This window comes from Rhizobium sp. Root491, from assembly GCF_001427205.1.
GTDB classification, from domain to species: Bacteria; Pseudomonadota; Alphaproteobacteria; order Rhizobiales; family Rhizobiaceae; genus Agrobacterium; species Agrobacterium tumefaciens.
In genome coordinates this window covers 337,497-363,960 of sequence record NZ_LMFF01000001.1, presented here as the reverse complement: position 1 = coordinate 363,960, position 26,464 = coordinate 337,497, and the positions used below count along the sequence as shown (strand labels likewise).

Below are 26,464 nucleotides of genomic sequence, written 5' to 3'. Positions count from 1 at the left end.
GATGGGGAGGACGGATTGGCTTATTTCCTGCAACAATTGCTGAATGCCGTACCGGTAGCCTCGCTTTATGCGGTTCTGGCGTTCGGCTATGCCATCGCCTTTTCGGTTACGAAACGGGCCGATGTCACCTATGGCGCGATCTTCGCTTTCGCCGGTCAGACCTGTCTGCTGTTTGCCGATTTTGGCTGGAACCGGCTGTGGCTGATCTTGCCTGCAACACTCGCGCTTGGGGCAGGGGTCGGTCTTTTCGGCGGTCTGTGGGCGGCGGCTTTCATCGGCAGGGCGGTGATGCGGCCCCTGGCGAAAGCCTCCCCCAATGCGGTGACGGTCGCCTCCATTGGCGTGCTGATTGCGCTCACCGAAAGTGCCAGACTTGCCGCCGGCACGCGGCAATTATGGCTGCCACCGCTTTTGTCGGAACCGGTGCGATTCTGGGCCTATGGAAGCTTCGCTGTCACCCTGACGTCGATGCAGATGCTGAACACGGCTGTCTTCTGCCTGCTCGTTCTCGCAGGCACTTTCTACCTCCAGCGTTCCGGCTTTGGCAGACGCTGGAGGGCGGTGTCGGACGATGCTTTCGCCGCGTCACTGTGCGGGGTAAATGGAGGCAGGGTGTTCCTGCTGTCCTACTGTGCAGCGGGTCTGCTTGCCGCCATCGCCGGCGTCCTCGCCACGTTTTATTACGGCACCATGGATTTCGGTGCCGGTCTGGTGTTCGGCCTGAAGGTCGTACTGATTTCGGCAGCGGGCGGTTATGCAAGCCCGCTCGTCTGCGCGCTCGGGGCTGCTGCCGTCGGGTTCGCGGAAACGCTATGGGTCGGTTACGGCCCGGTTATCTGGCGGGATGCGGCGGTTCTGGCGCTTCTGGTGGGCTGGCTGATCGTCATGCGCAGCAGGGTGGAAGCGCCCTAGAGCATTTCCAGGAGGGGTGGCGTCCGGTTTTCGTCCGGAAATGCGGGAAAACACAAAGCGTTACCGCCATTTGTCCTTGGCCGTGTCGTCGGTCGTCTTTGCGGCAACCCAGTCGCCCTTCGTGCCATCCTTGCCGTGTTCCTTTTTCCAGAACGGGGCGGACGTCTTGAGGTAGTCCATCACGAAATTTGCGCCGTCAAAAGCGGCCTGCCGGTGCCGGGAAGCAGCAATGACGAGGACGATATTCTCGCCGGTGGCGATCTTGCCATGGCGATGAATGGCGGTGAGGCCGAGGAGGTCGAAGCGTTCGATGGCGAGTTGCGCGATGCGGGTCATTTCCGCTTCGGCCATGCCGGGATAATGCTCGAGTTCCAGCGCCGCGAGCGTGCCGCCATCATCGCGACAAAGCCCGGTGAAGGCCACCACCGCGCCGATGCTCTTGTCGCCTTCCGTTAGCCTGCGGGTTTCTTCCGCAGCGTCGAAATCCTGTGCCTGCACGCGGACAGTGGGCTGCATCCGGTTATCCCCCCGTCATGGGGGGGAAGATGCCGATCTCGCGCGCACCGGCAATGCTCTCGTCATGTTCAACATGTTCCTGATTGACCGCAACGCGGATCACATCCGGAAATTCGAAGGCGGCTTCGTAGTTTTCACCAAGGGTTGAGAGATAGGCGATCAGCTCACCGGCCGTGGTAACGGAGGAGGGGATATCCAGCTCCTCTTCCGCCGTGCCGATCTTTTCGCGAACCCAGGCGAAATAAACGATCCGCGCCATCATTCTTCGTCCACGATGTGCTTGAGACCCGCCTTGAAGTAGTCGTAGCCGGTGTACATGGTTAGCGCTGCTGCAAGCCAGAGAAGCGTAATTCCCATCTCGGTCGTGTAGGGCAGAACCTTGTCTCCCGCGGGACCGGCAAGAAGAAAGGCGATGGCTACCATCTGGATGGTGGTCTTCCACTTCGCGATGCGGGTGACGGGAACGCTGACCTTCAGCGCCGCCAGATATTCACGCAGGCCCGAGACCAGAATTTCGCGGCAGAGAATGGTGATGGCGGCCCACAGCGACCAGCCGGCAATGGTGCCGTCCGCTGCCATCAAGAGCAGCACCGAGGCGACCAGCAGCTTGTCGGCGATCGGGTCCAGCATGCGGCCGATATTGGAGGTCTGATTCCAGATACGCGCCAGATAACCATCCAGAAAATCGGTCAGCGAGGCGACGATGAACAGCCAGAGGGCCGTCCAGCGCGCAAAATCCGAGCTTTCCAGCTTTCCTTCGATGTAAAAACACAAAACGATGACGGGAACCGCCAGAATGCGGGCATAGGTGAGAAGGTTGGGAATGCTGTATGCGCGCGAAGCCATGGGAAACCTGTCAGTCTGGATAAGCTGCCTTGATGCCGCCCCTGACGCATAGGGTCAACACGTTATTATGTTTTTTTAGCAGTTCGTTGCGACAGTGCGCCTTCAATCGCCACTGCTCTCATGGAAGTGATTGTAGATTTGCCGCGCTACGGCTTCTGAAATGCCGGTGACATTCATCAGATCGTTGAGGCCTGCGCGTGAAACCGCCTTGGCCGTACCGAAATGCTGCAGCAGCGAGCGCTTGCGTCCTGGGCCGATCCCCGAAATTTCGTCCAGCGGATTGCGCACCATTTCCTTCTTGCGTCGCGCCCGGTGTGAGCCGATGGCAAAACGGTGGGCCTCGTCGCGCATGCGCTGGATGAAGTAAAGCACGGGATCGCGCGGCGGCAGGGAAAAATCGCTGCGGCCATCCGCAAAGAAGCGCTCGCGGCCCGCCTCGCGGTCCACACCCTTGGCGACGCCGATGGCAATCACGCTGTCGCGAATGTCGAGCTCATCGAGGATGGCACGCACCGCCGTCATCTGTCCCTGACCACCATCGATCAGGATAACGTCCGGCCAGGCGGGGAAGGGCATGTCCGCGGCTTCCTCGGGTGTGGGCGTCAGCGTCTGCGCGCGGTCGGGCTTGCCCTCTTCCTTCAACAGGCGCGAGAAGCGGCGGGTCATGACCTCACGCATCATGCCGAAGTCGTCACCGGGAGTGATGTCGGTCGATTTGATGTTGAACTTGCGATACTGGTTTTTCACGAAGCCTTCCGGCCCCGCCACCACCATGCCGCCCACGGCATTGGTGCCCATGATGTGCGAGTTGTCGTAAATCTCGATCCGGCGCGGCACGTAGGGAAGGTTGAAGGTTTCCGCGAACCCCTTCAACAACCGCGCCTGAGAAGAGGTTTCCGCCAGCTTGCGGCCATGCGCCTCGCGGGCATTGGCAAGAACATGGTCGGTGATGTCCTTCTTTTCGCCGCGCTGCGGCACGCTGATCGTGACCTTGTGTCCGGCTTTTTCGCCGAGAGCAGCGGCCAGCAATTCCTGTTCCTCCACGGTTTCGGAAAGCAGGATCTGCTTCGGCACCGGTTTGTCGTCGTAAAACTGCGCCAGGAACGCATTGAGGATTTCCGAGCCGGGCAGGGACGGGTCGGCCTTCGGGAAATAAGCGCGGTTGCCCCAGTTCTGGCCGGTGCGGAAAAAGAACACCTGGATGCAGGATATGCCGCCCTCGTGATGGATGGCGAAAACATCCGCCTCCTCGATGCCGGCCGGATTGATGCCCTGATGGCTCTGGACGTGCGAGAGCGCCGCCAGCCGGTCGCGATAGACGGCGGCGCGCTCGAAGTCGAGATCCTCGGCCGCCTCGTTCATCTGCCGGGCAATCGCGGTCTTGACGCTCTGGCTCTTGCCGGACAGGAAATCCTTGGCTTCCTTGACGAGTTCCGCATACCCCTCATCGCTCACCTCATGTGTGCAGGGGCCGGAACAGCGCTTGATCTGGTAAAGAAGACAGGGACGCGTGCGGGTTTCGAAAACGCTGTCGGTGCAGGTGCGGATCAAGAACGCGCGTTGCAGTGAATTGATCGTGCGTCCAACGGCTCCGGCAGAGGCGAAGGGTCCGAAGTAGTCGCCCTTGCGCGCCCGCGCACCCCGGTGCTTGAAAATCGCCGGTGCACGATTGTCTGCTGTGATCAGGATATAGGGAAATGACTTGTCGTCGCGCAAAAGCACGTTAAAGCGCGGCCGCAAGCGTTTGATGAGGTTAGCTTCCAGGAGAAGCGCCTCGGTCTCCGTGCGGGTGGTGACGAATTCCATATGGGCGGTCAGCCGCACCATCTGCGCAATGCGGTTGGAATGCACGCGACCCTGGGCATAGTTACCGACGCGCTTCTTCAGCGAGCGCGCCTTGCCGACGTAGAGAACGTCGTTCGCCTCGTTGAACATGCGGTAGACACCCGGCGAGTTCGGCAGGTGTTTGACGAATTCGCCGATCAGATCCATGCCCTTCAGGCCGGATTCGTTTTTCCAGCCGGCATTCCAGTCCATGCCGGCAACGTCGCGCGGTGCCTCGGCCGCGTCTGTCGCGGCAAGGTTTGCATCGTCGTCTTCGTCATCGGTTTCATCGAAGAGAATACCGCCGTCAGGCAGCTTCTTTCCGTTCATTCAGGTATCTCCGCCACATCAGGGGTTTCCCAGCCAAGATGCTGGCCGCCATCGAGCGCGATCATTTGTCCGGTGATCGACGGCGTATCAAAAAGAAAGCGAATCGTCCGCCCGAACTCGTCGGGTTCCGGACCGCGCTTTAATATAAGGCCGTCGATCTGCGCCTGAAAGTCCTCCGGCGCCTGTCTTTCGCTTTTGAAGGAGGGACCCGGCCCGATGGCGTTGACGCGCACCCGCGGCGCAAAACTCTGCGCCATCGTCCGTGTGGCTGTCCAAAGGGCCGATTTCGAAAGCGTATAGGAGTAAAAACGCGGCGTAAGCGCAAGTACACGCTGATCGATGATGTTGACGATCAGTCCCGATTTATCCTGAGGCAATTGCTGAACGAAGGCGGCCGCGATGAGGGAAGGCGCCCGCACGTGCACGGAAAAATGCGCGTCGAAGATTGCCGGATCGGGCGTTTCTGCCGAATCGTCCAGAAAAATGGATGCATTGTTGACGACCACGCCTATCGGGCCGAGCGCCGAAGATGCCTGTTCGACAAGCGCCATTGTTGGCGATGATTGTGTCAGATCCGCCTGAACGGCAACGGCCTTGCCGCCTTTTTGCCTTATTTCGTTAGCGAATTCCTCGGCTTGCGCCATGGAGGCATTGGCGTGGACGGCAATCGCAAAGCCATGCGAGGCCAAATCCGTGGCGATCGCCCGCCCGAGCCGCCGGGCGGCACCCGTTATCAAGACTGTCTTCGGTATATTTTCTTTCACAGCGGACCTGCATTTGCTCATACACGCCCTATTTGCTGGATATAATCGCAAATCGCAAGCTGTCCGTGGGCCGTAAAAGAATTGTGTGGATTTTTATTGGTAATGTAATTTAAATTTAATTTGAATATAACTAAGTTTAAATTCGATATATTGGAAATTAAGTTTCCGGTAGGGTTAATAAAACCCTTGTGGCAATTAGGCAACGTCTAATTCTAGTCACGTGTCTGCCCCAAACAATTCACATTTTGGCTCTTTGATCTCCGCATTCTCCCATCAAATTCAATTTTCAGAGGGGCGATTAACCCGACGAATTTACCGCGTCTAAAAACAATGTTTTGAGTACGGCGCGGTCCTGAAAGGAGAATAACATGCGTATTTTCGTAGCAACCATTATGGCTTCGACCATTGCAGCCGCCGGTTTCTCGGCTGCTCACGCCGCTGACGCCGTAAACGACGTGCCGCAGGCACCGGTAGCCTACGACCAGCCCGCTCCGGTCAAGAACTGGACCGGCGCTTACCTCGGTGGTACCGCCAACTACGATTGGGGCCGTTTCAGCTCCAGCAACGACGGCCGTGACGCCAAGGGCGCCGGCGGCGGTATCTACGGCGGTTACAACATGCAGAACGGCCAGATCGTTTACGGTGCCGAAGCAGACGTTAACCTCGGCCGCGAGCGCGGTTCCGCTGGTACGGTTGGTGGCAACGCCGTCGAAGGCAAGCAGGGCGTCAACGGCTCGCTGCGTGCCCGCGTCGGTTACGACATGAACCCGTTCCTGCTGTACGGTACGGCTGGTCTCGCAGCCTCCGACAACAAGGTACGTGACGCGACCTCCAAGGACAGCGCAACCGCCCTCGGCTACACCGTTGGTGCCGGCGTTGAAGCCATGGTTACGGACAACATCACTGCCCGTCTGGAATATCGCTACAGCGACTACCAGAAGAAGGACTACAGCCTGGACTCCGGCGCGTTCTCGCGCGGCTTCGACGACCACTCCGTCAAGGCCGGTATCGGCGTCAAGTTCTGATCCTTCAAGGATCGGTAAAAGAAAAGCCGGGGTTTACGCCCCGGCTTTTTTCGTTTTTGCCATCAGTTACAGCATCCATGCCCGGCGATCAGGCCAGGCATGGCGCTCACATTGGTGTCAGGCGGCGGCCCTCATGTCCTTATAGGCTTCAAAACGCTTGCCGAATGTCTCCGGCCATTGCGCCAGCGCCTCGTGCCCTTCTGCCCATTCACCTGCAAAACGCAGATCGAGATAACCGATCAACGCCGCAAGGGCGAAATGTCCGCCATGCAGCTTCTTGCCGGTTTTCGGCAGGTTGGCGTTGAGATGATCCAGACCCTTCACCGCCTTTTTCCACTGCTTGTCGATCCATGGCTGGTGAACTCTGTCTTCCGGGCGGGAACGGCGCTCGTAAACGATGGCCAGCAGGCAATCCATGATGCCGTCGCAGAGCGCTTCCAGAATTTCCGCTTCGGTGCGCTTGCCGTTCTTTTTCGGGTAGAGCTTGCCGCCCGAAAGGCGGTCTAGATAGTGCATGATCGCGACGCTGTCATAGACTGAGCCGCCATCGTCCAGAAGCAGGACCGGAATTTTGCCGAGCGGATTGTTGTCAACCAGCGTCGCGGGCTCGGCATTGGTGTCGACGGCGACGTTGGTAATGTCGATGCCGAGATGGCGGGCGGCCATGCGCACCTTGGCGGAGTAGGGGGAAGTGACGGAGTAAAGCAGTTCCATAGCCGGGTCCTGACGTATGTTGATGTGTGGGTATTAGCGAATGGGGACGATTTCGGTAGCGCTGACGCGGCAGCCCTTGCGGTCAAGCTCAGGGCAATCGCGGAATGTCATGTCCTTGTTGAGGCAGATACGGACTTCCTCAAGGCGTTTTCCGTCGCAGCTGATCGAGACGCCGCGTTTCGACATGCCGGGGTTGGCGTCGGTGAAGGCGGTTTCGATGGCATCGGCGGAAAGGGTGGCGCCTTTAGCGCCGGAGGCAATCGTCTCCGGCAGCTTGACCGCCTCGAAGGCGGTTCGTGTTGCCGAAAAATAATCCTTCTGCGAAAGGCCGGAGCAGGCGCCGTGCTTGCGCCACTGGTGGCCGATCAGGCCCATGGAGGGCATGATGTCGAACATCGTGCGGCCGATTGCGTCGGGCACACGGTCCGGCTCGCTGCTCGTGCAGAATTCGGGGTATCCGGTTTCGTTTTGCGGCCAAAGCCCGTGTACGACGAAACCGTACCGCCTGTTGCTGCCGCATTGCTGGCGATTGCCGGAACCTTCGGAGCTGGCGCAGAACGCCGGCGACCAGGAGAGCGAAAGCACATAAAAATCGAAGCCTGTTCCGGCGGGCACAGGGTTTTTGCCCGTGTCTCGTCGGGCAATTTCCGGCTGGGATGTTTCGGGCCTGGAATTGCCGGCGGGCTGCGTTTGGGATTGGGTCTGCCGGTTGTTTGCAGAACCGGTCGGGGCCGGATTTTCCCGCGAAAACCAAAGGGCCGCAAGCGACAGAAGACCGAGGGCGATGAAACCGGCATAACGCTTCATTTTCGTGCACGTTCTCCGGAAAATGGACAACCTCGTATCGCCCGCAGACGACAAAGCGGTCTTACATAAATTTGTGAACGAGGCAAACGGGCAAAAAGGTTGAAAGCTTCGCCGCATAACGAATAGAGTCGAACGAATCTTCTGCGGAGTGCGGAAATCGGGTTGGGGTGAAGCTGGGGGAAATAGGCGGGCATGACCGCATGACATTGAAGAAATACATCTGGCCCGTCATTGGTCTGGCAACGATCGGTTTTTCGGCCTGGCTGCTCTATCACGAGCTGCGCGGTCTTTCACTCGATGATCTATGGGAAAGCCTCACGGCCATTCGCGCGCGGGACTGGGTGTGCTCCGGCCTGTCGACGCTTGTCGCCTATGCCGCCCTTGCCGGTTACGACCGCATCGCTCTCCAGCATCTCGGCCGGAAGGTAAACTGGTTCTTCATCACGCTCACCTCCTTTACCACCTACGCGCTTTCCCACAATGTCGGGGCATCCGTGTTTTCCGGTGCCGTCGTCCGATACCGGGCCTATACGTCCAAAGGGTTGAGCGCTGCCGAAGTCGGCATTCTCGTCGGCCTTTGTTCCTTCACCTTCATCATCGGAACGATCATGCTCATCGGTCTGGTGCTGGTCTATGAACCGGACATTACCGAGCGATTTACCGGGATCCTGCCCGTGGAAGCATCAACGACAACCGGCGTCCTGCTGCTCGCCATCGTCGCACTTTATGTGCTCGGCAGTCTTTTGAAGCTGCGGCCGCTGAAAATCGGTTCGTTTTTTCTGCCATATCCCGTGCCGAAACTGGTGGCGCAACAGCTGGTCATCGGTCCGATCGAACTGATCGGAGCTGCAGGCATCATCTATTTCGCGCTGCCGGAAGCCGGAAATCCCGGTTTCATGGTCATTCTCGGGATTTTCCTGATTTCCTTTTCAGCGGCGCTCATCTCGCACGCGCCGGGCGGGCTTGGCGTGCTGGAGCTGGTGTTCGTCACCGGCCTGCCTGATATGAACCCGGCTGACGTGATTGCGGCGCTGCTGGTGTTCCGGCTGTTCTACCTCATCATCCCGTTCATCATGGCGCTGTTCGTGATCCTGTTCTTTGAGCGATCGCAGCTTGCACAGGCGCGGAAGGGGTCAGGGTAAGCACTCAATCCTCTTCCGGCTTTTCCTCGCCGCGCAGCCAGAAGGCGCGGTGCGAGGCGTATCTGTCCTGCGCCATCACCGTCTTCAGGAATGGCAGCAGCGTGTGCAGCTCGTCCTTCAGCGTGTAGGGCGGATTGACGACGATGAGGCCTGAACCGCTCAAGCCTTCCAGCCGGTCGCTTTTCACGGAAAGTTCCGCGCACAGCATCTTCGGAATATCGAAGGATTGCAGCCGCTCGTGGAAATCCTTGATCGGTGCGCCTTTTTTGAGCGGATACCACAGGCAATAGGTGCCGGTGGAGAAACGCCGATATGCCTTGTTCAACCCATCCGCCAGCCGCTGATATTCATTTTCAAGCTCGAAAGGCGGATCGACGAGGATGAGGCCGCGTTTTTCCTTCGGCGGCAGATGCGCGCCAAGCGACAGCCAGCCATCGAGCTCCGTCACCCGAACCTGATAATCTCCCTCGAACAGACGCGCCAGCGCGCGTGCGTCGTCCGGGTGCAGTTCCATGGCCGAAAGCCTGTCCTGCGGGCGGAACAGCATGCGCGCGAGCTTCGGTGAGCCGGGGTAGAACTGCATGCCGCCTTCGGGGTTGAGTTCCCTGACGGTGGAAAGATAGGGTTCCAGCAATTCGGCGACAGGGGCCGGCAGATCGGCGTCCATCAGCTTGCCGATGCCGGTCTGCCATTCGCCTGTCTTCTGCGCCTCTTCCGACGACAGGTCGTAGAGGCCGATGCCGGCATGAGTATCCAGCACGCGAAACGCCTTGTCCTTGTTCTGCAGGTAACGGACGAGACGCGCGAGAACGGCGTGTTTGAGAACATCCGCGAAATTGCCGGCGTGGTAGATGTGGCGATAGTTCATGGGATGTGTCTCGCTTCCCGATGGGGATGATGAATATTCTTGATGGACGTCACTTCGGCCTTTTTGCCGCGTCGCTGATGCAATATAGAAAAGACATGAACCTTGCGACCCCGATTTCCGCTAAAAACGCCGCCCCGAAAGCCGAAAGTGCCACGCGCATCGGCCACACGGTCTGTCCGCACGACTGTCCGAGCGCCTGCGCGCTGGAAGTGGACATCAATGCCGATGGCCGCATCGGCCGCGTGCGCGGCGCCAATGCCAATACTTACACTGCCGGCGTCATCTGCGCCAAGGTGGCGCGTTACTCCGAGCGTATCTATCATCCCGGCCGTCTTTTGACCCCGAAGCGCCGCAAGGGTGCGAAGGGTGCTGGCGACTGGCAGGAGATATCCTGGGCGGCGGCACTGGACGAGGTTGCCGACGCCTTAGTCAAAGCCGAGGCAAAGCACGGCGCCGAGGCCGTCTGGCCTTATTTCTATGCCGGAACCATGGGACAGGTTCAGCGCGATTCCATCGAGCGCCTGCGTCACGCCAAGAAATATTCCGGCTTTTTCGGATCGATCTGCACCAACATGGCCTGGACGGGTTATGTGATGGGTACAGGCGCGCTGCGCGGGCCCGATCCGCGCGAAATCGGCAAGGCCGATGTCGTCGTCATCTGGGGCACGAATGCTGTCGCCACGCAGGTCAACGTCATGACCCATGCGGTAAAAGCCCGCAAGGAACGTGGCGCGAAGATCGTCGTCGTCGATATCTATGACAATCCGACCATGAAACAGGCCGATATGCGCATCGTCCTGCGTCCAGGCACCGATGCGGCGCTCGCCTGCGCCATCATGCACATTGCCTTCCGCGATGGTTATGCCGACCGCGATTACATGGCGCGCTTCGCTGACGATCCGGTGGGACTTGAAGAGCATCTGAAATCGAAGACGCCGCAATGGGCGTCCGAAATCACCGGTCTTTCCCTGGAGGAAATCGAGGATTTCGCAAGGCTCGTGGGCACGACGAAAAAGACGTTCTTCCGGCTCGGTTATGGTTTCGCCCGCCAACGCAACGGCGCGGTCGCCATGCACGCGGCTCTTTCTATCGCCACCGTTCTTGGCTCCTGGCAATATGAAGGCGGCGGCGCCTTCCACAATAACGGCGATATCTTCCGGCTCAACAAGGCGGAACTGATGGGCACAGCCTATGCCGACCCCAACGTGCGCCAGCTCGACCAGTCGCAGATCGGCCGCGTGCTGACGGGGGATGCGGAAGCGCTGCGACATGGTGGCCCGGTGACGGCGCTGCTCATCCAGAACACCAACCCCGTCAATGTCGCACCCGAGCAGCGGCTGGTGAAACAGGGTTTCCTGCGCTACGATCTTTTTGTTGCCGTGCATGAGCAATTCATGACGGAGACGGCCGAGTTGGCCGATATCGTGCTGCCGGCCACCATGTTCCTTGAACATGACGACATCTACCGCGCCGGTGGCCAGAACCACATTCTGCTTGGCCCCAAGCTGGTGGAGCCGCCGGAAACCGTGCGCAGCAATCTCTTCGTCATTGAAGAACTGGCGAAACGTCTTGGTATTGACCATATGCCGGGCTTCGGTCTTTCAGCCCGCGACCATGTCGATCATATGCTGAAAGTCAGCGGCTGGGGCGATTTCGATACGTTGGCGGAAGAAAAATGGATCGATGCGCAGCCCTCTTTCGAGGTGGCGCATTATCTCGAGGGCTTTGGTTATGGTGACGGAAAATTCCGTTTCAGCCCCGAATGGGCGACAGGGCCGTCTCCAAACAAACCGCCGAAAAACATCGGCGTGATGGGGCCGGTTGCGCAATTTCCGAAATTCCCGGATCAGGTAGATGTCATCGAAACCGCCGACGGAGAGCATCCTTTCCGACTGGCGACATCGCCAGCGCGCAACTTCCTCAACTCCACCTTCGCGGAAACGAAAACCTCCGTGCAGAAGGAAGGCCGTCCGGAAGTGATGATCTGTTCCGAGGACGCCACCCGCAACGGTATAGCCGATGGCGACATCGTGCGTATCGGCAATGGCCGCGGCGAAGTGCGTCTTCACGCGAAAATCGTGGAGGGTGCGAGGCCCGGCGTTCTGGTTGCCGAAGGGTTGTGGCCCAACAAGGCGCATCTGGACGGCGAGGGTATCAATGTTCTGACGGGCGCCGATGCCGTCGCCCCCTATGGCGGCGCGGCTTTCCACGACAATAAGGTGTGGCTCCACCGCGACGACGAAGCCTGAAAGGCTTGATATTGCACCGCAACAGGGCCAAGCTGAACACTTCCGCGACAGGCAAGGGAATATCCGGTGACACAGACGCAAGCGAAAAACGTTCCGGCCGACACTGATTCCGGCAGGGTCCGGCTGGTGGAAAAGGAAACGGTGTGGAAGGGCTTCGTGCATATGCAGAAGCTCATTTTCGATCAGCGCATGCCGGATGGCAAGACAATCCGCATCATCAGGGAAGTCCACGATCACGGCAGCGCCGCCGCCATCCTTCTATACGATGCCAAACGCGACAGCGTGGTGATGGTGCGCCAGTTCCGCCCTGCCGTCTTCGTGAACGGCGATCCAAGCTTCATGATCGAAGTGCCAGCGGGGCTCCTCGATGACGACAATGCGGCCGACGCCATTCGCCGCGAGGCCATGGAAGAATCTGGCTACGCGGTGGAAAAGGTCGAATACCTGTTCGACATGTATGCCAGCCCGGGAACGCTCACCGAAAAAGTCAGCCTCTTCGTCGCCCGCATCGATCTCGACGTGCAGGCCGGCAGCGGTGGCGGTCTGGAAACCGAAGGCGAGGATCTGGAGGTTCTGACCTACGGCCTCGACGAAGCCTTCGCGATGATCGCGTCCGGCGAAATCACCGATTCCAAGACGATTATTCTGTTGCAGTGGGCCATGTTGAATCGAGCGGCTCTACGCAAACCTTAAGCGAACGCAACGTTTTCCAACTTTGCCGCAGCCGCAAGCTTCCTATCATGTGTTGCTAAAGGCACATTGTGCGAAATCGCAAGCGAGAGGTAGGCAGCATCATAGGCGGGAAGCGCATGTTTCGTGCCAGGCGGATGATGGAGACGTGATCGGCGATTGTGCCGTCCTCGTAAGGCAGGAACCAAGCCGCGACTACCGAGGCGTCCACGACAAAGGCCATTACTTGCGGCCTTCTTCTTTCCACGCCTTGACCTCATCCGGAGTTGTCTTTTTTCGTTGCGACCGTTCTGTCCGCATCGCAGAGATGAGGTGTCGACGAGATTGAGGATCGATCGCTTTTACGAGGCATGCCACAGCTTCGTTCTGCGTGCGATAATAACATCTTCCCCCGCCTCAACCGGAAGCCTTCAACTCAGAATCTGCCCTTTACGCCGGCCCCAACGAAAAGCGACTGCATATCGCCGCCCGCCGAATCTTTATAAAACCGGCCGGTAGTTCCGCCAGTCGGTGTGAGGGTTTTGTCACCGCGACCGAAGCTCGTATATTCGTATGCGCCATCCAGGTAGAGGGAGGCATTCTCAGTCAGGGCATAGGCGATGCCCGCTTTTGCTCCGAACATGCCGCCAACATGGAATTTGTCGGTGAAGCGGATCGAACGCATCCAGTGATCGTCCGTGGCTTTCGCATAGATCATTGCGCCGCCTTCGAGGCCGGCATTCAGCGACCAGTTCCCGAATTTGCGCCCACCGGTCACATTGCCGTAAAATACGGGGATTTGCTGCCGGTAGGTGATAGCTTTTTCGCTATTGTTGAACTCACCGACATTATTGCGAAATCCTCTCCAACTGTAGATGTAGTCACCGCCATAGGCGGACCACTGCACGTCGGTATAGCGAAAGCCGATACCGGCACTGAGGTGCTGCAGCGGGTCTTCCAGCAGTGTTCTGTTGAGTTCGATGCTTCCGGTCAGGTGGTGGTCGAGGCGGGTATCGCCGTGCTGTGAGCGGTCGCTCCATCCAGTTTTCGATGTATCCCTGTAATAGGGAGGCAGCCAATCGTAGTCGGTCATGTAGCCATCGCCAGCAAAGCCGATTCGACCTTCCGTTTTTATGCGCCACTCGGGCGACAGCTCAAGTCCAAGCGATCCGCGTAACGCCATGGCATTTGTTGTTTTCCAGTCGAGTTGACTGTTTTTGTGGCTTCCGTTGTAAAAGGTCTCGGTGGCCTTGATGTTTAGAACACCGGCATCGAGCGAAGCGGTGATGCCGCTTTGCTCGGCGGCGAGCGGCAGGCTCGTGCCCACCAGTAAAACGGCCGAAAGCGGCAGGGAAAACCTCGAAAATAGCATAATCGCTCCTGAATGACCGGAGGGCTCCAAAATGCGGGGCCGTTGCGGGCATTAGAGGTGATTATGGTAAACGTTCGGTTTATTTTATAGGAAATACCACTTTAAGTATCTTTGTACTTTAGTGAAATATTTATCAGTAAACAGAAATCAGGCTGGGATACTCGGATTTACTTGCGTCGCCGCTGGAAATGGCTTTTCCACCTTCCATCCGCACCTTGCCTTCCGCAAGCTGCTTCAGGGCAAGTGGATAAAGCTGGTGTTCGACGGTGAGTATCCGCGCTGCCAGCGTCTCGGCCGTGTCGTCGGAAAGAACCGGCACCGCGCCCTGCGCGATCGTCGGGCCTTCGTCCATGCCTTCGGTTACAAAATGTACGGTGCAGCCGGAAATCTTCATGCCGCTGTCGATGGCGCGCTGGTGGGTGTGCAGGCCGGGGAAAAGCGGCAGCAGGGAAGGGTGGATATTGATGATGCGGCCTTCGTAGGGGGCGATGAAATCCCCTGAGATCAGCCGCATGTAACCGGCAAGACAGATGATATCAGGCGCAATCTCGCCAAGTGCGGCCAGAATGGCTCCCTCATGCTCGGCCTTGCTGGCATAGGTCTTGCGTTCGAAAACGAGCGTGGGAATACCGAACGCCCGCGCCTTTTCCAGCCCGCCTGCCGACGCCTTGTCTGAAATTACACAGGCGATCTCGGCCGGAAAATGCGTTTCCTGACAGGCCTTGGCAAGCGACACCATGTTGGAACCGCTACCGGAAATGAAAACGACGACACGTGCGCGGCCAGATCGAGAGGCGGCGCTCATCATAGGCTGAGGGCGCCCTTGTAGATCGTGCCCTGCGCACCCTCTTCGCGGGCGACCATGCGGCCGAGCGGGAACACGGTCTCGCCTTCCGCCGTCAGAGCATCGGTGACCTTGGCGGCATTTTCAGCCGAAACGACCAGGATCATGCCGACACCGCAGTTGAACGTGCGCAGCATTTCTTTGGCTTCAACGCCACCGGTTTTTGCAAGCCACGAGAACACAGCCGGAACCTCGATCGCGTCGAGATCGATCTCGGCGGCGAGATGCTTGGGCAGAACGCGCGGAATATTTTCCGGGAAGCCGCCGCCGGTAATATGCGCCAGCGCCTTCAGCGCGCCGGTCTCGCGGATTGCCTTCAAAAGCGGCTTTACATAGATGCGCGTCGGCGTCAGCAGCGCTTCGCCAAGCTTCTTGCCATCTGCGAAGGGTGCCGGGGCGTCCCAGTCAAGGCCGGAGATCGAAACGATCTTGCGCACCAGCGAAAAACCGTTGGAATGAACGCCGGACGACGAAAGTCCGAGAATGACGTCGCCTTCGGAAATATCGCCGGCGGGCAGAAGCTGGCCACGTTCGGCAGCACCCACGGCAAAGCCCGCGAGATCGTAGTCGCCATCGGAATACATGCCGGGCATTTCAGCGGTTTCACCACCGATCAGCGCACAGCCGGATTCGCGGCAGCCGGCTGCAATGCCGGAAACGATGGCAGCGCCCTGATCCGGGTCGAGCTTGCCGGTCGCGAAATAGTCGAGGAAGAACAGCGGTTCTGCGCCCTGCACGACGAGATCGTTGACGCACATGGCAACGAGGTCGATGCCGACGGTGTCATGGAAATTCGCGTCGATGGCGATCTTCAACTTGGTGCCGACGCCGTCATTGGCGGCCACCAGAACCGGATCGTTAAAGCCTGCGGCCTTCAGATCGAACAGGCCGCCGAAGCCGCCGATTTCGCCATCCGCGCCGGGACGCCGCGTCGAGCGCACCGCCGGTTTGATCTTTTCGACCATCAGGTTGCCGGCGTCGATATCCACACCTGCGTCACTATAGGTAAGACCGTTCTTGCCCGACTGGCTCATCGCTCTCGTCTCCGCTGGTTCCTTTGGCGTCGCCATTCGCACGGGACGGGGCCTGATGCAAGGGTTTGAGTGGCAAAAGCTCCGGTTTTTAACGGCTTTGCGACGGTTTGACGTTTTGTGTGCCTCGGGCCTCTCGACGGCGATATGCGCAGCGCAGACTTGAAAACCCGTCGTTGTTGCACGGACCTGGTAACTGCCGTGTCTATCGCTACCGGGCCACCGGCCTTGACCATGTGCATATGCGCATCCTATCTCCATCATGGGCAATGACGGCACGGCGACAAGAGGATGAACGGATGCAACCCCATGTGAGCGGTACGAGCCTGCGCCGGCAGGTTTTTTTCTGGATTGGCGTGCTTGCCGTCTTTATCTTTTTCCTGATGGTCTTCAGCTCCATCCTCCTGCCTTTCGTGGCGGGCATGGCACTTGCCTATTTTCTCGATCCGGTTGCCGACTGGCTGGAGCGCCGAGGCCTGAGCCGGTTGATGGCCACCGTCGTTATCCTCGTCACCTTCGTGCTGATTTTCGCGCTGTCGCTCATTATCATCATTCCGCTGATTGCCGCCCAGGCATCCGAATTCATCACGCGCATCCCGCAATATGTCTCGTCCCTGCAGCAGTTGATCGCCGGTGCGGACGCCAATCTGCTGCCTGACTGGGTGAGCAACCAGATCAATGCAGTGAAGGAGAATTTTTCCAAGCTGCTGACCGAAGGCGCGGGCTTCATAGGCACCCTGCTGACGCAGATCTGGAATTCCGGTAAATCGCTGGTCGATGTCATGTCGCTGCTGGTCGTCACACCCGTCGTCGCCTTCTACCTGCTGCTCGACTGGGACCGGATGATCGACAAGGTCGATAGCTGGATACCGCGCGACTACGTGCATACGGTCCGCCAGATCGCCCGCGACATGGATAGGACGATTGCCGGCTTCGTGCGCGGGCAGGGGTCGCTCTGCCTCATCCTTGGTGTTTATTATGCTGTCGGCCTGTCCTTGGTGGGCCTGAATTTCGGCCTGCTGATCGGCCTTTTCTCCGGCCTTATCAGCTTCATTCCATATATTGGTTCGATGGTCGGCCTCATCCTTGCCGTCGGCGTTGCCATTGTGCAGTTCTGGCCTGATTATATCTATGTATTTCTGACACTTGCCGTGTTCTTTTCCGGCCAGTTCATCGAAGGCAACATCCTGCAGCCGAAGCTCGTCGGCAGCAGCGTCGGCCTGCATCCGGTATGGCTGATGTTCGCATTGTTCGCCTTCGGTGCGCTTTTCGGTTTCGTCGGCCTTCTGGTCGCCGTGCCGGCGGCGGCAGCCGTTGGCGTGCTTGTCCGCTTTGCATTGTCGCGATATCTTGAAAGCGATCTTTACCATGGGCACGCCGCCAACCTTCCCTGGGAAGAACAGGAAACGTCCTCCGGCAAGGTTGACTCTCAGGGCTAACGATGACTGACCAAATCAAAAACGACAACGCCCGGTCGAAGGCCGAGCAGCTGCCGCTCGCATTCTCACACCAGTCCGCTTCCGGAAGGGACGATCTTCTCGTGTCCGACTCGCTCAAGGCTGCCGTCAGCCTTGTGGATGAATGGCCGAACTGGCCTTCGCCCGTGGTGGTGCTGGCCGGGCCTCCGGGTTCGGGAAAATCGCATCTCGCCAATATCTGGAAAAATATCAGCAGCGCGCAGGATATCCACCCGCAAGCCGGTGTTGGCGCTGCGCGTCTTGCCGAAACCGGAGCGGTTCTGTTCGAGGATGCCGATCGCCGCGGTTTTGACGACACCGAACTTTTCCATGTCATCAACAGCGTGCGCCAGCACGGCACCACGCTTTTGATGACCAGCCGGCAATGGCCGGCCGCATGGCCGGTGACCTTGCCGGACCTGCGCTCACGCCTGAAAGCCGTGACTGTGGTGGAGACAGGCGAGCCCGACGAGGGTCTTCTGGCACAGGTTCTGGTGAAACTCTTCGCCGACCGGCAGCTTTATATGGATGACAAACTCATAGGCTACATCGTCAACAGAATGGAGCGTTCACTCGATACGGCGCAGACGATTGTGGACCGTATCGACAGGCTGGCGCTTTCGCGTGGAACAAGGATAACCCGTCCCTTGGCGGCGGAAGTCCTTAACGCGATGGGCGAAGGGACAAGGGGTAGCGGGCTGGAGGTCGATTGACTGTCACAGTTCCGTCGTCAAACTGTTATACGGGCAAGAGGGACGATCGCGGGATGCAGCAGGATCACGGGACGGAAAGTCAGGGGATGGTACAGGACATGGACGCTATTGTGCAGGACGACTTCAACAAGGTTCAGCCGATGACCGAGGGCGAGAACCTCTGGGACAGCCCCGCGCGCTTCATCAACCGCGAATTCTCCTGGCTCCAGTTCAATCGCCGTGTACTGGAAGAAACGCTGAACACGGATCATCCGCTGTTGGAGCGGCTGCGTTTTCTGTCCATCTCCGCCGCCAACCTCGATGAATTCTTCATGGTCCGCGTCGCCGGCCTCGAAGGCCAGGTGCGCCAGAAGATTACGGTCAAGACACCTGACGGCAAGACACCAGCCGAGCAGCTGGAAGACATTCTGAAGGAAATCGACAACCTGCAGATGGAGCAGCAGGCTTCGCTTGCCGTTCTGCAGCAATATCTCGCCAAGGAAGAAATTTTCATCGTGCGGCCTGCCGCACTTTCCGAAGCGGATCGTACCTGGCTGGGCACTGAGTTCGAGGAACGTATTTTCCCGGTGCTGACGCCGCTGTCCATCGACCCTGCGCACCCGTTCCCTTTCATTCCGAACCTCGGTTTCTCGATGGGCCTGCAACTCGACAGCGTCAACGGCCGCGAGCCGATGACAGCGCTGTTGCGTCTCCCGACGGCGCTCGACCGCTTCGTTCGTTTACCGGATGAGAAAAACGCCATCCGCTACATAACGCTTGAAGATGTAGTCGGCCTGTTCATTCACCGTCTTTATCCGGGCTATACCGTCAGGGGATTCGGCACGTTCCGCATCATCCGTGACAGCGATATCGAGGTGGAGGAAGAGGCGGAAGATCTGGTCCGCTTCTTCGAAAGCGCGCTGAAGCGCCGCCGCCGCGGTTCGGTTATCCGCATTGAGACCGACAGCGAAATGCCGCAGTCGCTCCGCCAGTTCGTGGTGCACGAGCTTGGCGTGCCTGATAATCGCGTTGCCGTTCTGCCCGGCTTGCTCGCGCTCAACACTATCTCGGAAATCGTGCGCGCACCGCGCGACGACCTGAAGTTTGAGCCTTACAACGCCCGTTTCCCCGAGCGCGTGCGTGAACATGCCGGCGATTGCCTTGCCGCCATCCGCGAAAAAGACATGGTGGTTCACCACCCCTATGAAAGCTTCGACGTGGTTGTGCAGTTCCTGTTGCAGGCCGCGCGCGACCCCGAAGTGCTCGCCATCAAGCAGACGCTTTACCGCACCTCCAACGACAGCCCGATCGTTCGAGCGCTGATCGACGCGGCGGAAGCCGGCAAATCCGTTACCGCGCTGGTCGAATTGAAGGCGCGTTTCGACGAAGAGGCGAACATCCGCTGGGCGCGTGATCTGGAGCGGGCCGGCGTGCAGGTGGTGTTCGGCTTCATCGAACTCAAGACGCATGCCAAGATGTCGATGGTGGTGCGCCGCGAGGACGGCAAGCTCAGAACCTATTGCCACCTCGGCACCGGCAACTACCACCCGATCACGGCCAAGATCTATACCGACCTGTCCTTCTTCACCTGCAACCCGAAGATCGCCCACGACATGGCGAATATCTTCAACTTCATCACGGGTTACGGCGAACCGGAAGAGGGCATGAAGCTCGCCATTTCGCCCTATACGCTGCGTGCGCGCATCGTGAAGCACATCAACGAAGAGATCGAGCACGCCAAGCGCGGTGCGCCGGCGGCGATCTGGATGAAGATGAACTCGCTGGTCGATCCCGAGATTATCGATACGCTTTACCGCGCCAGTGCGGCTGGCGTGGAGATCGATCTCGTCGTGCGCGGCATTTGCTGCCTGCGCCCACAGGTTGCGGGTCTGTCGGACAATATCCGCGTCAAGTCGATTGTCGGCCGCTTCCTCGAGCACAGCCGAATCTTCTGCTTCGGCAATGGTTTCGGCCTGCCGTCCGACAAGGCGCTGGTCTATATCGGCTCCGCCGACATGATGCCGCGCAACCTTGATCGCCGCGTTGAAACGTTGGTGCCGCTCACCAACCCCACCGTGCACGAGCAGGTTCTTTCACAGATTATGCTGGGCAATCTCATTGACAACCAGCAGAGCTACGAGATACTTGCGGACGGAACGTCGAGGCGCATCGAGGTGCGTAAAGGCGAAGAACCGTTCAACGCGCAGCACTATTTCATGACCAATCCCAGCCTTTCCGGACGTGGTGAAGCCCTGAAATCAAGTGCGCCCAAATTGATTGCCGGGTTGATTTCTTCCCGCAAGAAACAGGCTGAATGACTCGATCAGAAGCACAGGGGCGGCTGACCGGCCTTGCCCCCGTTTCCGTCATAGATATTGGTTCGAACTCCGTTCGTCTCGTCGTATATGAAGGTCTTTCCCGCGCGCCCGCCGTGCTGTTCAATGAAAAGGTCCTTTGCGGTCTCGGCAAGGGACTGGCCCTCACTGGCCGGATGCATGATGAAGGCGTAAGCCGGGCGTTGATGGCACTTCGTCGCTTCCATGCGCTTTCCGAACAGGCGCAGGCGCAGCAACTCTACGTGCTGGCGACAGCGGCAGCGCGTGAAGCGGAAAACGGCCCGGATTTCATCCGTGAAGCCGAAGCCATACTTGGTTGCGAGATCGAGGTCCTGTCCGGCGAAAAAGAAGCGCTTTATTCCGCCTATGGCGTGATCAGCGGTTTCCACGACCCGGATGGCATTGCAGGCGACCTGGGCGGCGGTTCGCTCGAACTCATCGACATCAAGGGCAAGAACTGCGGCGAGGGCATCACCCTGCCGCTCGGCGGCCTTCGGTTGTCGGAACAATCGGATGGCTCGCTGGAGAAGGCGACGACCATTGCCCGCAAGCACGTCAAATCCTTCGCAAAGCTGCTGGCGGCCGGCGAGGGGCGTACCTTTTATGCCGTGGGCGGCACGTGGCGAAACATCGCCAAGCTGCACATGGAGATCACGGGTTATCCGCTGCACATGATGCAGGGATATGAATTGCCGCTGGCGGAAATGCTGAACTTTCTGGAAGAAGTCATCGTCTCCAGGGACAGCAAGGACCCGGCCTGGCAGGCGGTCTCCAAGAACCGCCGTTCGCTTCTGCCGTTCGGCGCCATCGCCATGCGTGAAGTTCTAAAGGCGATGAAGCCGGCAACGATCGCCTTCTCGGCGCAGGGCGTGCGCGAAGGTTATCTTTATTCGCTGCTGACGGAAGCGGAGCGGGATACCGACCCGCTGTTGGTCACGGCCGACGAGCTTGCCATTCTGCGTGCCCGTTCGCCCGAACATGCGCGCGAACTGGCCGACTGGAGCGGCCGCACCTTTCCGGTCTTCGGCATCGAGGAGACGGAAGAGGAAAGCCGTTACCGGCAGGCGGCCTGCCTTCTGGCCGATATCAGCTGGCGTGCACATCCGGACTATCGCGGCCTCCAAGCGCTCAACATCATCGCCCACTCCTCCTTTGTGGCGATCACCCATCCGGGCCGCGCCTATATTGCGCTTGCCAATTATTACCGCTTCGAAGGGTTGAACGACAACGGCACCACACAGCCGCTCGCCGCCATGGCGGGTGACCGCCTGCTGGAACTAGGCAAGTTGCTCGGCGGCCTGCTGCGCGTCGTTTACCTCTTCTCAGCCTCCATGCCCGGTGTCGTCGATCACCTGAAATTCCGCAAATCCACCAATCCGGATCTGGATCTGGAATTCGTCGTACCACACGCCTATTGCGATTTTGCCGGCGAGCGTCTGGACGGACGCCTGCAGCAACTGGCGAAACTGACGGGCAAGCGGTTGGCGTTTGTGTTCGAGTAACGGGCAGACGCCGGCCATTTGGCACCGCAGACAGTTGTGGAGCTATACTAGGACCAGCGCTGACAAAAGGCGTCGATATCGCTTGATTGAAAGTCGGCTAGCCGCGCCATGATCGTCTCGAAGGGCCAGTCCCACCAGGCGATTTTGGCAAGCTTCCCCGCCACGGTTTGCGAAAACCGCTCGCGAATGATCTTCGCGGGAACACCGCCGACGATGGTGTAGGGCGGCACGTCCTTGGTGACGACCGCGCCTGCTGCGAGCACGGCGCCGTCTCCAACCTTCACGCCCGGCAACACGATGACCCCATGACCGATCCAGACATCGTGACCGATGACAGCGCGATCCTCCTTGCGGCGATCGAAAAAAGCGTGGTCGCGCACCGCCTCTGTAGCGTAATATTCCGGGCAGTAGCTGAAACGGTGCATGGACGGTCGGTCCATTGGATGGTTCGGTGCGCCAATCCTGACGTCCGCGGCAATAGCGCAGAATTTCCCGATTGTCGCATCACCGACAATACAACGGGGTCCGAGGTAGGAGTAATTCCCGAGTTCGACGTTGTGCAGAGAGGTATCGGCCAAAATTTCGCAACAGCTACCTATGTTCGAGTCCCTTATGCTTGCCGTCGAATGGATAACTGTCTCTGCGAGCTTGGGGCGATTGAGTTGTGCGGTTGAGTGCATGCCTGTCTCCGGATTTCGGCCTGCGTAACCGGGGACTATGAAGGGCATATGACATGAAATTGCGAAGGCAAGCCGATTAAGCCAGATATCCCTTTGAAATGCAGATCGTGTGCGCGCTTTGCGTGGAACGAAATCTGGCTTCACACAGCGCCGTCAGCCGCCGGAACCATCCGCGGTCGCAGCTTTTTTACTTCCAGTAATGGTCGGATATGTTTTGGGCATTCTGAATGATGTGACGCGCGACTTCGGGATCTCCGCCCTCGAATGTTTCCAGGTCGGCTCCGCATAGCAGCAGGAAAAGCTGCTGGTGTGCGACAGCGGCAAAATAGTCATGAGGCGGTGGCTGTATTTCAGACCCGATTGACTGGAGTTCGTCAGCAGCCTGTTTGCTTGCACGCTCAAGCGCTGCGAAAATAGTGGACACCATCGCCGATTCTGTCCGTTGCAATATATCCTGAACCTGCCGTTCGGCGGGCGTCAGGACCGGGCAGCTCTCACTCATCGCACAACTCTCCTCTCGGCACACCTCGTTTACCTGCGGTACTATGCCATGGATTGTGTCTGCTTTGAGAGGAGAAGCTGAAGTTGTGCATTTGAAACCGCAAACGAAAAACACGACAGACCGAAATCGGTTTGTCGCCGAGACAAACCGGTCGCCTCGCTACAAGCCGTTATTATTCAACCGTGCCCCAGCGCCTTCCGGATACAGGCGCTGAGATAGGCATATTGCAGGGGCGTGGCCCTTGCCATCGCTTCCGTGCGGGTGGCGGGCCTGTCCTCGTAACCGACCGGAATATCGAACTGGGTGAAGGTGAAATCCCAGCGGGTGCCGTTGACGATATTGTAGAAATGGTCGGCGCCGCTAACGACGGTTTTGGCGAGGTCGCCACCGAAAATATCCTGCACCACCAGAGCTGTAACGCCGCCTTGCCCCCTGGCTGGGTTTTCTCTCGACCACAGGCTGCTGGTTTCGAGCGACCAGCTTTTCCTCAGGGCGTAATACAGTCGTTCGGCATTGTCCTGCATGACGGGTCTTTCCTGTTTCGGAACCGGGTTCCGGGTCAGGTTGGGTCGGTACAGTAACGGAGCGCCGCGCTTCCTTTTTCAGGCCGCAGGAACGCTCCGTTCAGTTGAGCTTGCGCCGATGCGCTGACGGTGCCGGAACGAATTCCGGCACTCCTTTCCTCACTTCGCGTCGAGAAGGTCCTTGACTTCCAGCAGGACGAACTCGTTGTCGTCAGCCTTGTCCAGCGCACGACCGGCCGAGAAGGGCAGGTTGTTGTCGTTGCCGACGATGATATGGGTGGCGTCGACACGGTCGACATTCTCGATGGTCACGAACGGCATGTCGTAGAAACCGTTGCCGCCGCCCTGACGCTTCCTGTTATCAGGATCGGAGATCTTCAGCAGATCGATATAGCCGATCTTGCGCGCCGCCTTGCCAGCATTGGCGTCGTTGAATTCGATCTTGTAGATGCGCTTGACCTTGGAAGGTACGGCAAAGCAGTTTACGTCCGGCTTCTTCGGGTCGGCGCAGGCCTTGTCAGCGGTGCCGGCGCCATTGTCACGCTCGATGACCAGCGCCGTGCTCTCGTCCAGCATGTTGAAATCGCCGATGGCTTCGCCACCTTGCGCCAGCGGGTAGAGCCAGGTACGGCCTGTCCATTCCTTCTTGGCGGTATCGAGTTCGATGATGCGAAGGGCGGTTGAGCCGTCTTCGGTCTTTTCGACCTGACCTTCGGCGGTGTAGAGCGGGCCTTCGAGAAGGCCGTAAAGCTTCGAGCCATCCTTGGAGAGCGCCATGCCTTCATAACCACCTGATCGTTTCAGGTTGAAAGCGGGCATTTTCTGCGTGGGGTTGCCGGGCAGTGCCAGGGTCGGATGATCCGGGGACTTCACCTCGATATCGCCGGCCTTGGTGGTGATGACGTCGGTCAGCTTGCCGTCGCGGGTGAATTTCAGGATGTAGGGACCGAACTCTTCGCCCACCCAGAAGCCGTCGGCAAGGGGCTGAATGGATTCGACGTCGAAGTCGGCGCCCGTCAGGTAACGTTTGGTCGAACCTTCCATGACGATGGGGAAGGGAGCTTTCTTGTCCGGGTCGGAAAGGAACACCGTCTCCAGCGCGTTGACCTTGCCGGCATCCCAGTCGAATTTGATGTGGTGGAGCATCAGCATGGCGTCGCTGGAGTTGAGCTTCGAGCCGAAACCATTATCGGAAAGGCTCCAGAAGCTGCCGTCCTCCATGGCCTTGATGCCGGAAAAGCCCTGCATGGCCTGGCCGTTGAACGGCATGGAGAGGCCGGTCGGGCGAACGCCATCCTTGCCGGGCACGGTGCCGAGACCCTCGGCGCGCTTGCGGTCGGCCGTCGTGAACTTGGCGGATGTCTTGAGGTATTCCGGCGCATCGGCAGGTGCTGCGATGATGGTGTTGGCCGGCAGAATGGCGTGTGAGACCAGCTTTGCCGGAAACTCCTGCTCTGCATGGGATGCGGTTGCGAGCGCAAGAATGGCGAAAGGTGCGAAAAGAATATGCTTCATGGTGGAGACCCCTCAATGCCTGTTGAAGACAGGACTGAGGCGATAGGGGCGCCACATGACAGGCAGGTGATTGCAGTTTGAAGCTTTGATGAATTTTGATGACGGGCGGCCTCGGAAACCGAAGCTACCCGTTTGTTTTCAGGGGTTTTTTCAGGCGGCTGGGGCCTGATATTGGCTGAGCGTACACACGCCGAGCGTCTGGCCGCGTCCCTTGACAGCATGTTCGCCGAGATATTCGCTGCGCACACCTTTGGGTAGCACCAGCTGATGGGCGAGATCGGCAGAAATCAGCACGGGATGGCCGAGCATCTTGCTCAGTGATTCGAGCCGCGAAGTGGTGTTCACCGTGTCGCCAAAATAGGTGATCTTGTGGTGATCGACGCCGATTTCGGCTGTTATGACGGGCCCGCCATGAATCGCAAAGCGAAGGCGCGGCACTTCGCCGAAACGGGCGAGCCACATGTCGCGCTTGTCCTCGATGGTCGCCTGGATATCGAAAACACAGCGCACGCAGGCTGCCCGCCTTATTGCCATGTGATAGGGCCAGGTGATGATGGCCGCGTCGCCGATGTAGTCGTCAATGACGCCGCCATGTCTTCTGACGGGGGCTGCGTAGCTCGCGAAGATTTCGCCCAGAAACTCCTGCGCCTTCAGGTCGCCATGGGTTTCGGCAAACGAAGTGGAGCCGACGAGGTCGATGAAGATGAAGACGCGGTCTTCGCTGACTGGACGGCGATAGCGCCCAAGGATGAGATCGATGAAGATGTCACGGCCCAGCAGTTCGCGCACGCGCATGATGAAAACGATGATGCCGCAGACGATGAGGGTGAAGATCAGTGTCTGCACCTCGGCATGCACCGCCCGTTTCCATGTGCCGGGAAATATGCCGCTAACCCACAGAATGGTACCGCCAAGCCCGAAGCCACAGAAGACGAGGACGGCATAGATGATGAGGCCGACGGCAATATAGGCCGGTGTCGGCAATGCGCTTACCTGCCGCGACAGACCGGGCAGCACGTAACCACGCTCGAAGGCGAGGATGGGCGCACAGGCGAACAGCGCATAGGTGGCGCCAATGAGCGCGCCGCCGCCATATTCCAGAAACGCGTAGGCCACCCCGCTGCCGGCCACGGCAACGAAGAGCACCACGTAATCCAGAATGGGCAGCAATTTTCTCATGTCGGTTCTTGATCTCGGGGAAGGGAAGCGTCGTGCCCCCGTCAGGCGAAGCTTCTGTTCAGGTCATATGCGACATTAATGTGGAAAATGCGCTGCAAAAAGTGACCATTCCGTAAGGTCACATGAAGGATTGGAAAGGCTGTTGCCCCGTTGCCGCAAAAGGG

General features: G+C 58.9%; 25 protein-coding genes. 9 read left to right on the top strand and 16 right to left on the bottom strand.

Annotated features, from left to right (window positions below):
* The first annotated feature begins 15 nt into the window (after window positions 1-15).
* Window positions 16-912, top strand: coding sequence for a branched-chain amino acid ABC transporter permease (locus ASD46_RS01825; RefSeq protein ID WP_025592999.1), 897 nt, complete (start codon window positions 16-18; stop codon window positions 910-912).
* Between the two features lie 60 nt (window positions 913-972).
* Here the strand turns inward: ASD46_RS01825 and ASD46_RS01820 are convergent, their stop codons facing one another.
* From ASD46_RS01820 to ASD46_RS01800, 5 genes are all read right to left on the bottom strand, one after another.
* The gene (locus ASD46_RS01820) at window positions 973-1,428 is read right to left on the bottom strand and encodes a molybdenum cofactor biosynthesis protein MoaE (protein ID WP_013635855.1); all 456 of its coding nucleotides are present in this window, start codon (window positions 1,426-1,428) and stop codon (window positions 973-975) included.
* 4 nt (window positions 1,429-1,432) lie between these two features.
* The gene (gene moaD, locus ASD46_RS01815) at window positions 1,433-1,687 is read right to left on the bottom strand and encodes a molybdopterin converting factor subunit 1 (RefSeq protein WP_019565410.1); all 255 of its coding nucleotides are present in this window, start codon (window positions 1,685-1,687) and stop codon (window positions 1,433-1,435) included.
* Window positions 1,687-2,274: a CDP-diacylglycerol--glycerol-3-phosphate 3-phosphatidyltransferase gene (gene pgsA / locus ASD46_RS01810; protein ID WP_003512433.1), complete on the bottom strand. Its 588-nt coding sequence runs from the start codon at window positions 2,272-2,274 to the stop codon at window positions 1,687-1,689. Before pgsA ends, moaD begins: the two co-directional genes overlap by 1 nt.
* A gap of 102 nt (window positions 2,275-2,376) precedes the next feature.
* Window positions 2,377-4,428, bottom strand: coding sequence for an excinuclease ABC subunit UvrC (gene uvrC, locus ASD46_RS01805; RefSeq protein ID WP_013635857.1), 2,052 nt, complete (start codon window positions 4,426-4,428; stop codon window positions 2,377-2,379).
* The gene (locus tag ASD46_RS01800; protein WP_025593002.1) at window positions 4,425-5,213 is read right to left on the bottom strand and encodes an SDR family oxidoreductase; all 789 of its coding nucleotides are present in this window, start codon (window positions 5,211-5,213) and stop codon (window positions 4,425-4,427) included. The genes uvrC and ASD46_RS01800 overlap by 4 nt, the downstream gene beginning before the upstream one ends.
* A gap of 347 nt (window positions 5,214-5,560) precedes the next feature.
* Here ASD46_RS01800 and ASD46_RS01795 point away from each other — a divergent pair, with 347 nt between their 5' ends.
* Window positions 5,561-6,217: an outer membrane protein gene (locus tag ASD46_RS01795; RefSeq protein ID WP_003512439.1), complete on the top strand. Its 657-nt coding sequence runs from the start codon at window positions 5,561-5,563 to the stop codon at window positions 6,215-6,217.
* A gap of 117 nt (window positions 6,218-6,334) precedes the next feature.
* On the opposite strand, the gene ASD46_RS01790 is transcribed toward ASD46_RS01795, so the two are convergent.
* A complete protein-coding gene (locus tag ASD46_RS01790; protein WP_003512441.1) occupies window positions 6,335-6,931 on the bottom strand; it encodes a glutathione S-transferase in 597 nt (198 codons plus the stop codon).
* 33 nt (window positions 6,932-6,964) lie between these two features.
* Window positions 6,965-7,738: a ribonuclease T2 family protein gene (locus ASD46_RS01785; protein WP_025593005.1), complete on the bottom strand. Its 774-nt coding sequence runs from the start codon at window positions 7,736-7,738 to the stop codon at window positions 6,965-6,967.
* Between the two features lie 200 nt (window positions 7,739-7,938).
* On the opposite strand from ASD46_RS01785, the gene ASD46_RS01780 reads away from it, so the two are divergent.
* Window positions 7,939-8,880: a lysylphosphatidylglycerol synthase domain-containing protein gene (locus tag ASD46_RS01780; RefSeq protein ID WP_025593007.1), complete on the top strand. Its 942-nt coding sequence runs from the start codon at window positions 7,939-7,941 to the stop codon at window positions 8,878-8,880.
* Between the two features lie 4 nt (window positions 8,881-8,884).
* On the opposite strand, the gene ASD46_RS01775 is transcribed toward ASD46_RS01780, so the two are convergent.
* On the bottom strand, window positions 8,885-9,748 hold the full coding sequence (locus tag ASD46_RS01775; protein ID WP_003512446.1) for a 23S rRNA (adenine(2030)-N(6))-methyltransferase RlmJ: 864 nt from the start codon (window positions 9,746-9,748) through the stop codon (window positions 8,885-8,887).
* 29 nt (window positions 9,749-9,777) lie between these two features.
* Here ASD46_RS01775 and ASD46_RS01770 point away from each other — a divergent pair, with 29 nt between their 5' ends.
* A complete protein-coding gene (locus tag ASD46_RS01770) occupies window positions 9,778-11,997 on the top strand; it encodes a molybdopterin-dependent oxidoreductase (RefSeq protein WP_029658739.1) in 2,220 nt (739 codons plus the stop codon).
* A 66-nt stretch (window positions 11,998-12,063) separates the two neighbouring features.
* Window positions 12,064-12,690 carry an NUDIX domain-containing protein gene (locus ASD46_RS01765; protein WP_025593009.1) on the top strand — a complete coding sequence of 209 codons (627 nt, stop codon included), beginning with the start codon at window positions 12,064-12,066 and terminating at the stop codon, window positions 12,688-12,690.
* A gap of 412 nt (window positions 12,691-13,102) precedes the next feature.
* Here ASD46_RS01765 and ASD46_RS01760 read toward each other — a convergent pair whose 3' ends face one another.
* From ASD46_RS01760 to purM, 3 genes are all read right to left on the bottom strand, one after another.
* On the bottom strand, window positions 13,103-14,038 hold the full coding sequence (locus ASD46_RS01760) for an omptin family outer membrane protease (RefSeq protein WP_060641829.1): 936 nt from the start codon (window positions 14,036-14,038) through the stop codon (window positions 13,103-13,105).
* Between the two features lie 133 nt (window positions 14,039-14,171).
* Complete coding sequence (gene purN / locus ASD46_RS01755; protein ID WP_025593013.1) at window positions 14,172-14,846, bottom strand: phosphoribosylglycinamide formyltransferase; 675 nt, start codon at window positions 14,844-14,846, stop codon at window positions 14,172-14,174.
* Window positions 14,843-15,916 carry a phosphoribosylformylglycinamidine cyclo-ligase gene (purM, locus tag ASD46_RS01750; RefSeq protein ID WP_025593015.1) on the bottom strand — a complete coding sequence of 358 codons (1,074 nt, stop codon included), beginning with the start codon at window positions 15,914-15,916 and terminating at the stop codon, window positions 14,843-14,845. Before purM ends, purN begins: the two co-directional genes overlap by 4 nt.
* A 296-nt stretch (window positions 15,917-16,212) precedes the next feature.
* Here purM and ASD46_RS01745 point away from each other — a divergent pair, with 296 nt between their 5' ends.
* From ASD46_RS01745 to ppx, 4 genes are all read left to right on the top strand, one after another.
* A complete protein-coding gene (locus tag ASD46_RS01745) occupies window positions 16,213-17,352 on the top strand; it encodes an AI-2E family transporter (RefSeq protein WP_025593017.1) in 1,140 nt (379 codons plus the stop codon).
* A gap of 2 nt (window positions 17,353-17,354) precedes the next feature.
* Window positions 17,355-18,083, top strand: coding sequence for a DnaA regulatory inactivator HdaA (hdaA, locus tag ASD46_RS01740; protein ID WP_003512460.1), 729 nt, complete (start codon window positions 17,355-17,357; stop codon window positions 18,081-18,083).
* Window positions 18,084-18,181: 98 nt separating this feature from the next.
* The gene (locus ASD46_RS01735; RefSeq protein ID WP_075807550.1) at window positions 18,182-20,380 is read left to right on the top strand and encodes an RNA degradosome polyphosphate kinase; all 2,199 of its coding nucleotides are present in this window, start codon (window positions 18,182-18,184) and stop codon (window positions 20,378-20,380) included.
* Window positions 20,377-21,900 (top strand): exopolyphosphatase, encoded by a 1,524-nt coding sequence (gene ppx, locus ASD46_RS01730; RefSeq protein ID WP_035198104.1) that lies wholly within the window; start codon window positions 20,377-20,379, stop codon window positions 21,898-21,900. The genes ASD46_RS01735 and ppx overlap by 4 nt, the downstream gene beginning before the upstream one ends.
* A 47-nt stretch (window positions 21,901-21,947) precedes the next feature.
* On the opposite strand, the gene ASD46_RS01725 is transcribed toward ppx, so the two are convergent.
* The 5 genes from ASD46_RS01725 to ASD46_RS01705 all read right to left on the bottom strand — a co-directional run bounded on the left by ASD46_RS01725 (window position 21,948) and on the right by ASD46_RS01705 (window position 26,300).
* The gene (locus tag ASD46_RS01725) at window positions 21,948-22,580 is read right to left on the bottom strand and encodes a DapH/DapD/GlmU-related protein (RefSeq protein ID WP_025593022.1); all 633 of its coding nucleotides are present in this window, start codon (window positions 22,578-22,580) and stop codon (window positions 21,948-21,950) included.
* A 187-nt stretch (window positions 22,581-22,767) separates the two neighbouring features.
* Window positions 22,768-23,082, bottom strand: coding sequence for a hypothetical protein (locus ASD46_RS01720; RefSeq protein ID WP_003512466.1), 315 nt, complete (start codon window positions 23,080-23,082; stop codon window positions 22,768-22,770).
* 176 nt (window positions 23,083-23,258) lie between these two features.
* The gene (locus tag ASD46_RS01715; RefSeq protein ID WP_003512467.1) at window positions 23,259-23,606 is read right to left on the bottom strand and encodes a hypothetical protein; all 348 of its coding nucleotides are present in this window, start codon (window positions 23,604-23,606) and stop codon (window positions 23,259-23,261) included.
* 159 nt (window positions 23,607-23,765) lie between these two features.
* The gene (locus tag ASD46_RS01710; protein ID WP_060641828.1) at window positions 23,766-25,121 is read right to left on the bottom strand and encodes an esterase-like activity of phytase family protein; all 1,356 of its coding nucleotides are present in this window, start codon (window positions 25,119-25,121) and stop codon (window positions 23,766-23,768) included.
* Window positions 25,122-25,271: 150 nt separating this feature from the next.
* The gene (locus ASD46_RS01705) at window positions 25,272-26,300 is read right to left on the bottom strand and encodes an adenylate/guanylate cyclase domain-containing protein (RefSeq protein WP_003512469.1); all 1,029 of its coding nucleotides are present in this window, start codon (window positions 26,298-26,300) and stop codon (window positions 25,272-25,274) included.
* Between the last annotated feature and the right edge of the window lie 164 nt (window positions 26,301-26,464).

Coding starts and splice junctions, on each gene's coding strand:
- ASD46_RS01820 (WP_013635855.1), bottom strand. CDS start 1,428: ATGCAGCCCACTGTCCGCGTGCAGGCACAGGATTTCGACGCTGCGGAA.
- moaD (WP_019565410.1), bottom strand. CDS start 1,687: ATGGCGCGGATCGTTTATTTCGCCTGGGTTCGCGAAAAGATCGGCACG.
- pgsA (WP_003512433.1), bottom strand. CDS start 2,274: ATGGCTTCGCGCGCATACAGCATTCCCAACCTTCTCACCTATGCCCGC.
- uvrC (WP_013635857.1), bottom strand. CDS start 4,428: ATGAACGGAAAGAAGCTGCCTGACGGCGGTATTCTCTTCGATGAAACC.
- ASD46_RS01800 (WP_025593002.1), bottom strand. CDS start 5,213: ATGAGCAAATGCAGGTCCGCTGTGAAAGAAAATATACCGAAGACAGTC.
- ASD46_RS01795 (WP_003512439.1), top strand. CDS start 5,561: ATGCGTATTTTCGTAGCAACCATTATGGCTTCGACCATTGCAGCCGCC.
- ASD46_RS01790 (WP_003512441.1), bottom strand. CDS start 6,931: ATGGAACTGCTTTACTCCGTCACTTCCCCCTACTCCGCCAAGGTGCGC.
- ASD46_RS01785 (WP_025593005.1), bottom strand. CDS start 7,738: ATGAAGCGTTATGCCGGTTTCATCGCCCTCGGTCTTCTGTCGCTTGCG.
- ASD46_RS01780 (WP_025593007.1), top strand. CDS start 7,939: ATGACATTGAAGAAATACATCTGGCCCGTCATTGGTCTGGCAACGATC.
- ASD46_RS01775 (WP_003512446.1), bottom strand. CDS start 9,748: ATGAACTATCGCCACATCTACCACGCCGGCAATTTCGCGGATGTTCTC.
- ASD46_RS01770 (WP_029658739.1), top strand. CDS start 9,778: ATGAATATTCTTGATGGACGTCACTTCGGCCTTTTTGCCGCGTCGCTG.
- ASD46_RS01760 (WP_060641829.1), bottom strand. CDS start 14,038: ATGCTATTTTCGAGGTTTTCCCTGCCGCTTTCGGCCGTTTTACTGGTG.
- purN (WP_025593013.1), bottom strand. CDS start 14,846: ATGATGAGCGCCGCCTCTCGATCTGGCCGCGCACGTGTCGTCGTTTTC.
- purM (WP_025593015.1), bottom strand. CDS start 15,916: ATGAGCCAGTCGGGCAAGAACGGTCTTACCTATAGTGACGCAGGTGTG.
- ASD46_RS01745 (WP_025593017.1), top strand. CDS start 16,213: ATGCAACCCCATGTGAGCGGTACGAGCCTGCGCCGGCAGGTTTTTTTC.
- hdaA (WP_003512460.1), top strand. CDS start 17,355: ATGACTGACCAAATCAAAAACGACAACGCCCGGTCGAAGGCCGAGCAG.
- ASD46_RS01735 (WP_075807550.1), top strand. CDS start 18,182: ATGGACGCTATTGTGCAGGACGACTTCAACAAGGTTCAGCCGATGACC.
- ppx (WP_035198104.1), top strand. CDS start 20,377: ATGACTCGATCAGAAGCACAGGGGCGGCTGACCGGCCTTGCCCCCGTT.
- ASD46_RS01725 (WP_025593022.1), bottom strand. CDS start 22,580: ATGCACTCAACCGCACAACTCAATCGCCCCAAGCTCGCAGAGACAGTT.
- ASD46_RS01720 (WP_003512466.1), bottom strand. CDS start 23,082: ATGAGTGAGAGCTGCCCGGTCCTGACGCCCGCCGAACGGCAGGTTCAG.
- ASD46_RS01715 (WP_003512467.1), bottom strand. CDS start 23,606: ATGCAGGACAATGCCGAACGACTGTATTACGCCCTGAGGAAAAGCTGG.
- ASD46_RS01710 (WP_060641828.1), bottom strand. CDS start 25,121: ATGAAGCATATTCTTTTCGCACCTTTCGCCATTCTTGCGCTCGCAACC.
- ASD46_RS01705 (WP_003512469.1), bottom strand. CDS start 26,300: ATGAGAAAATTGCTGCCCATTCTGGATTACGTGGTGCTCTTCGTTGCC.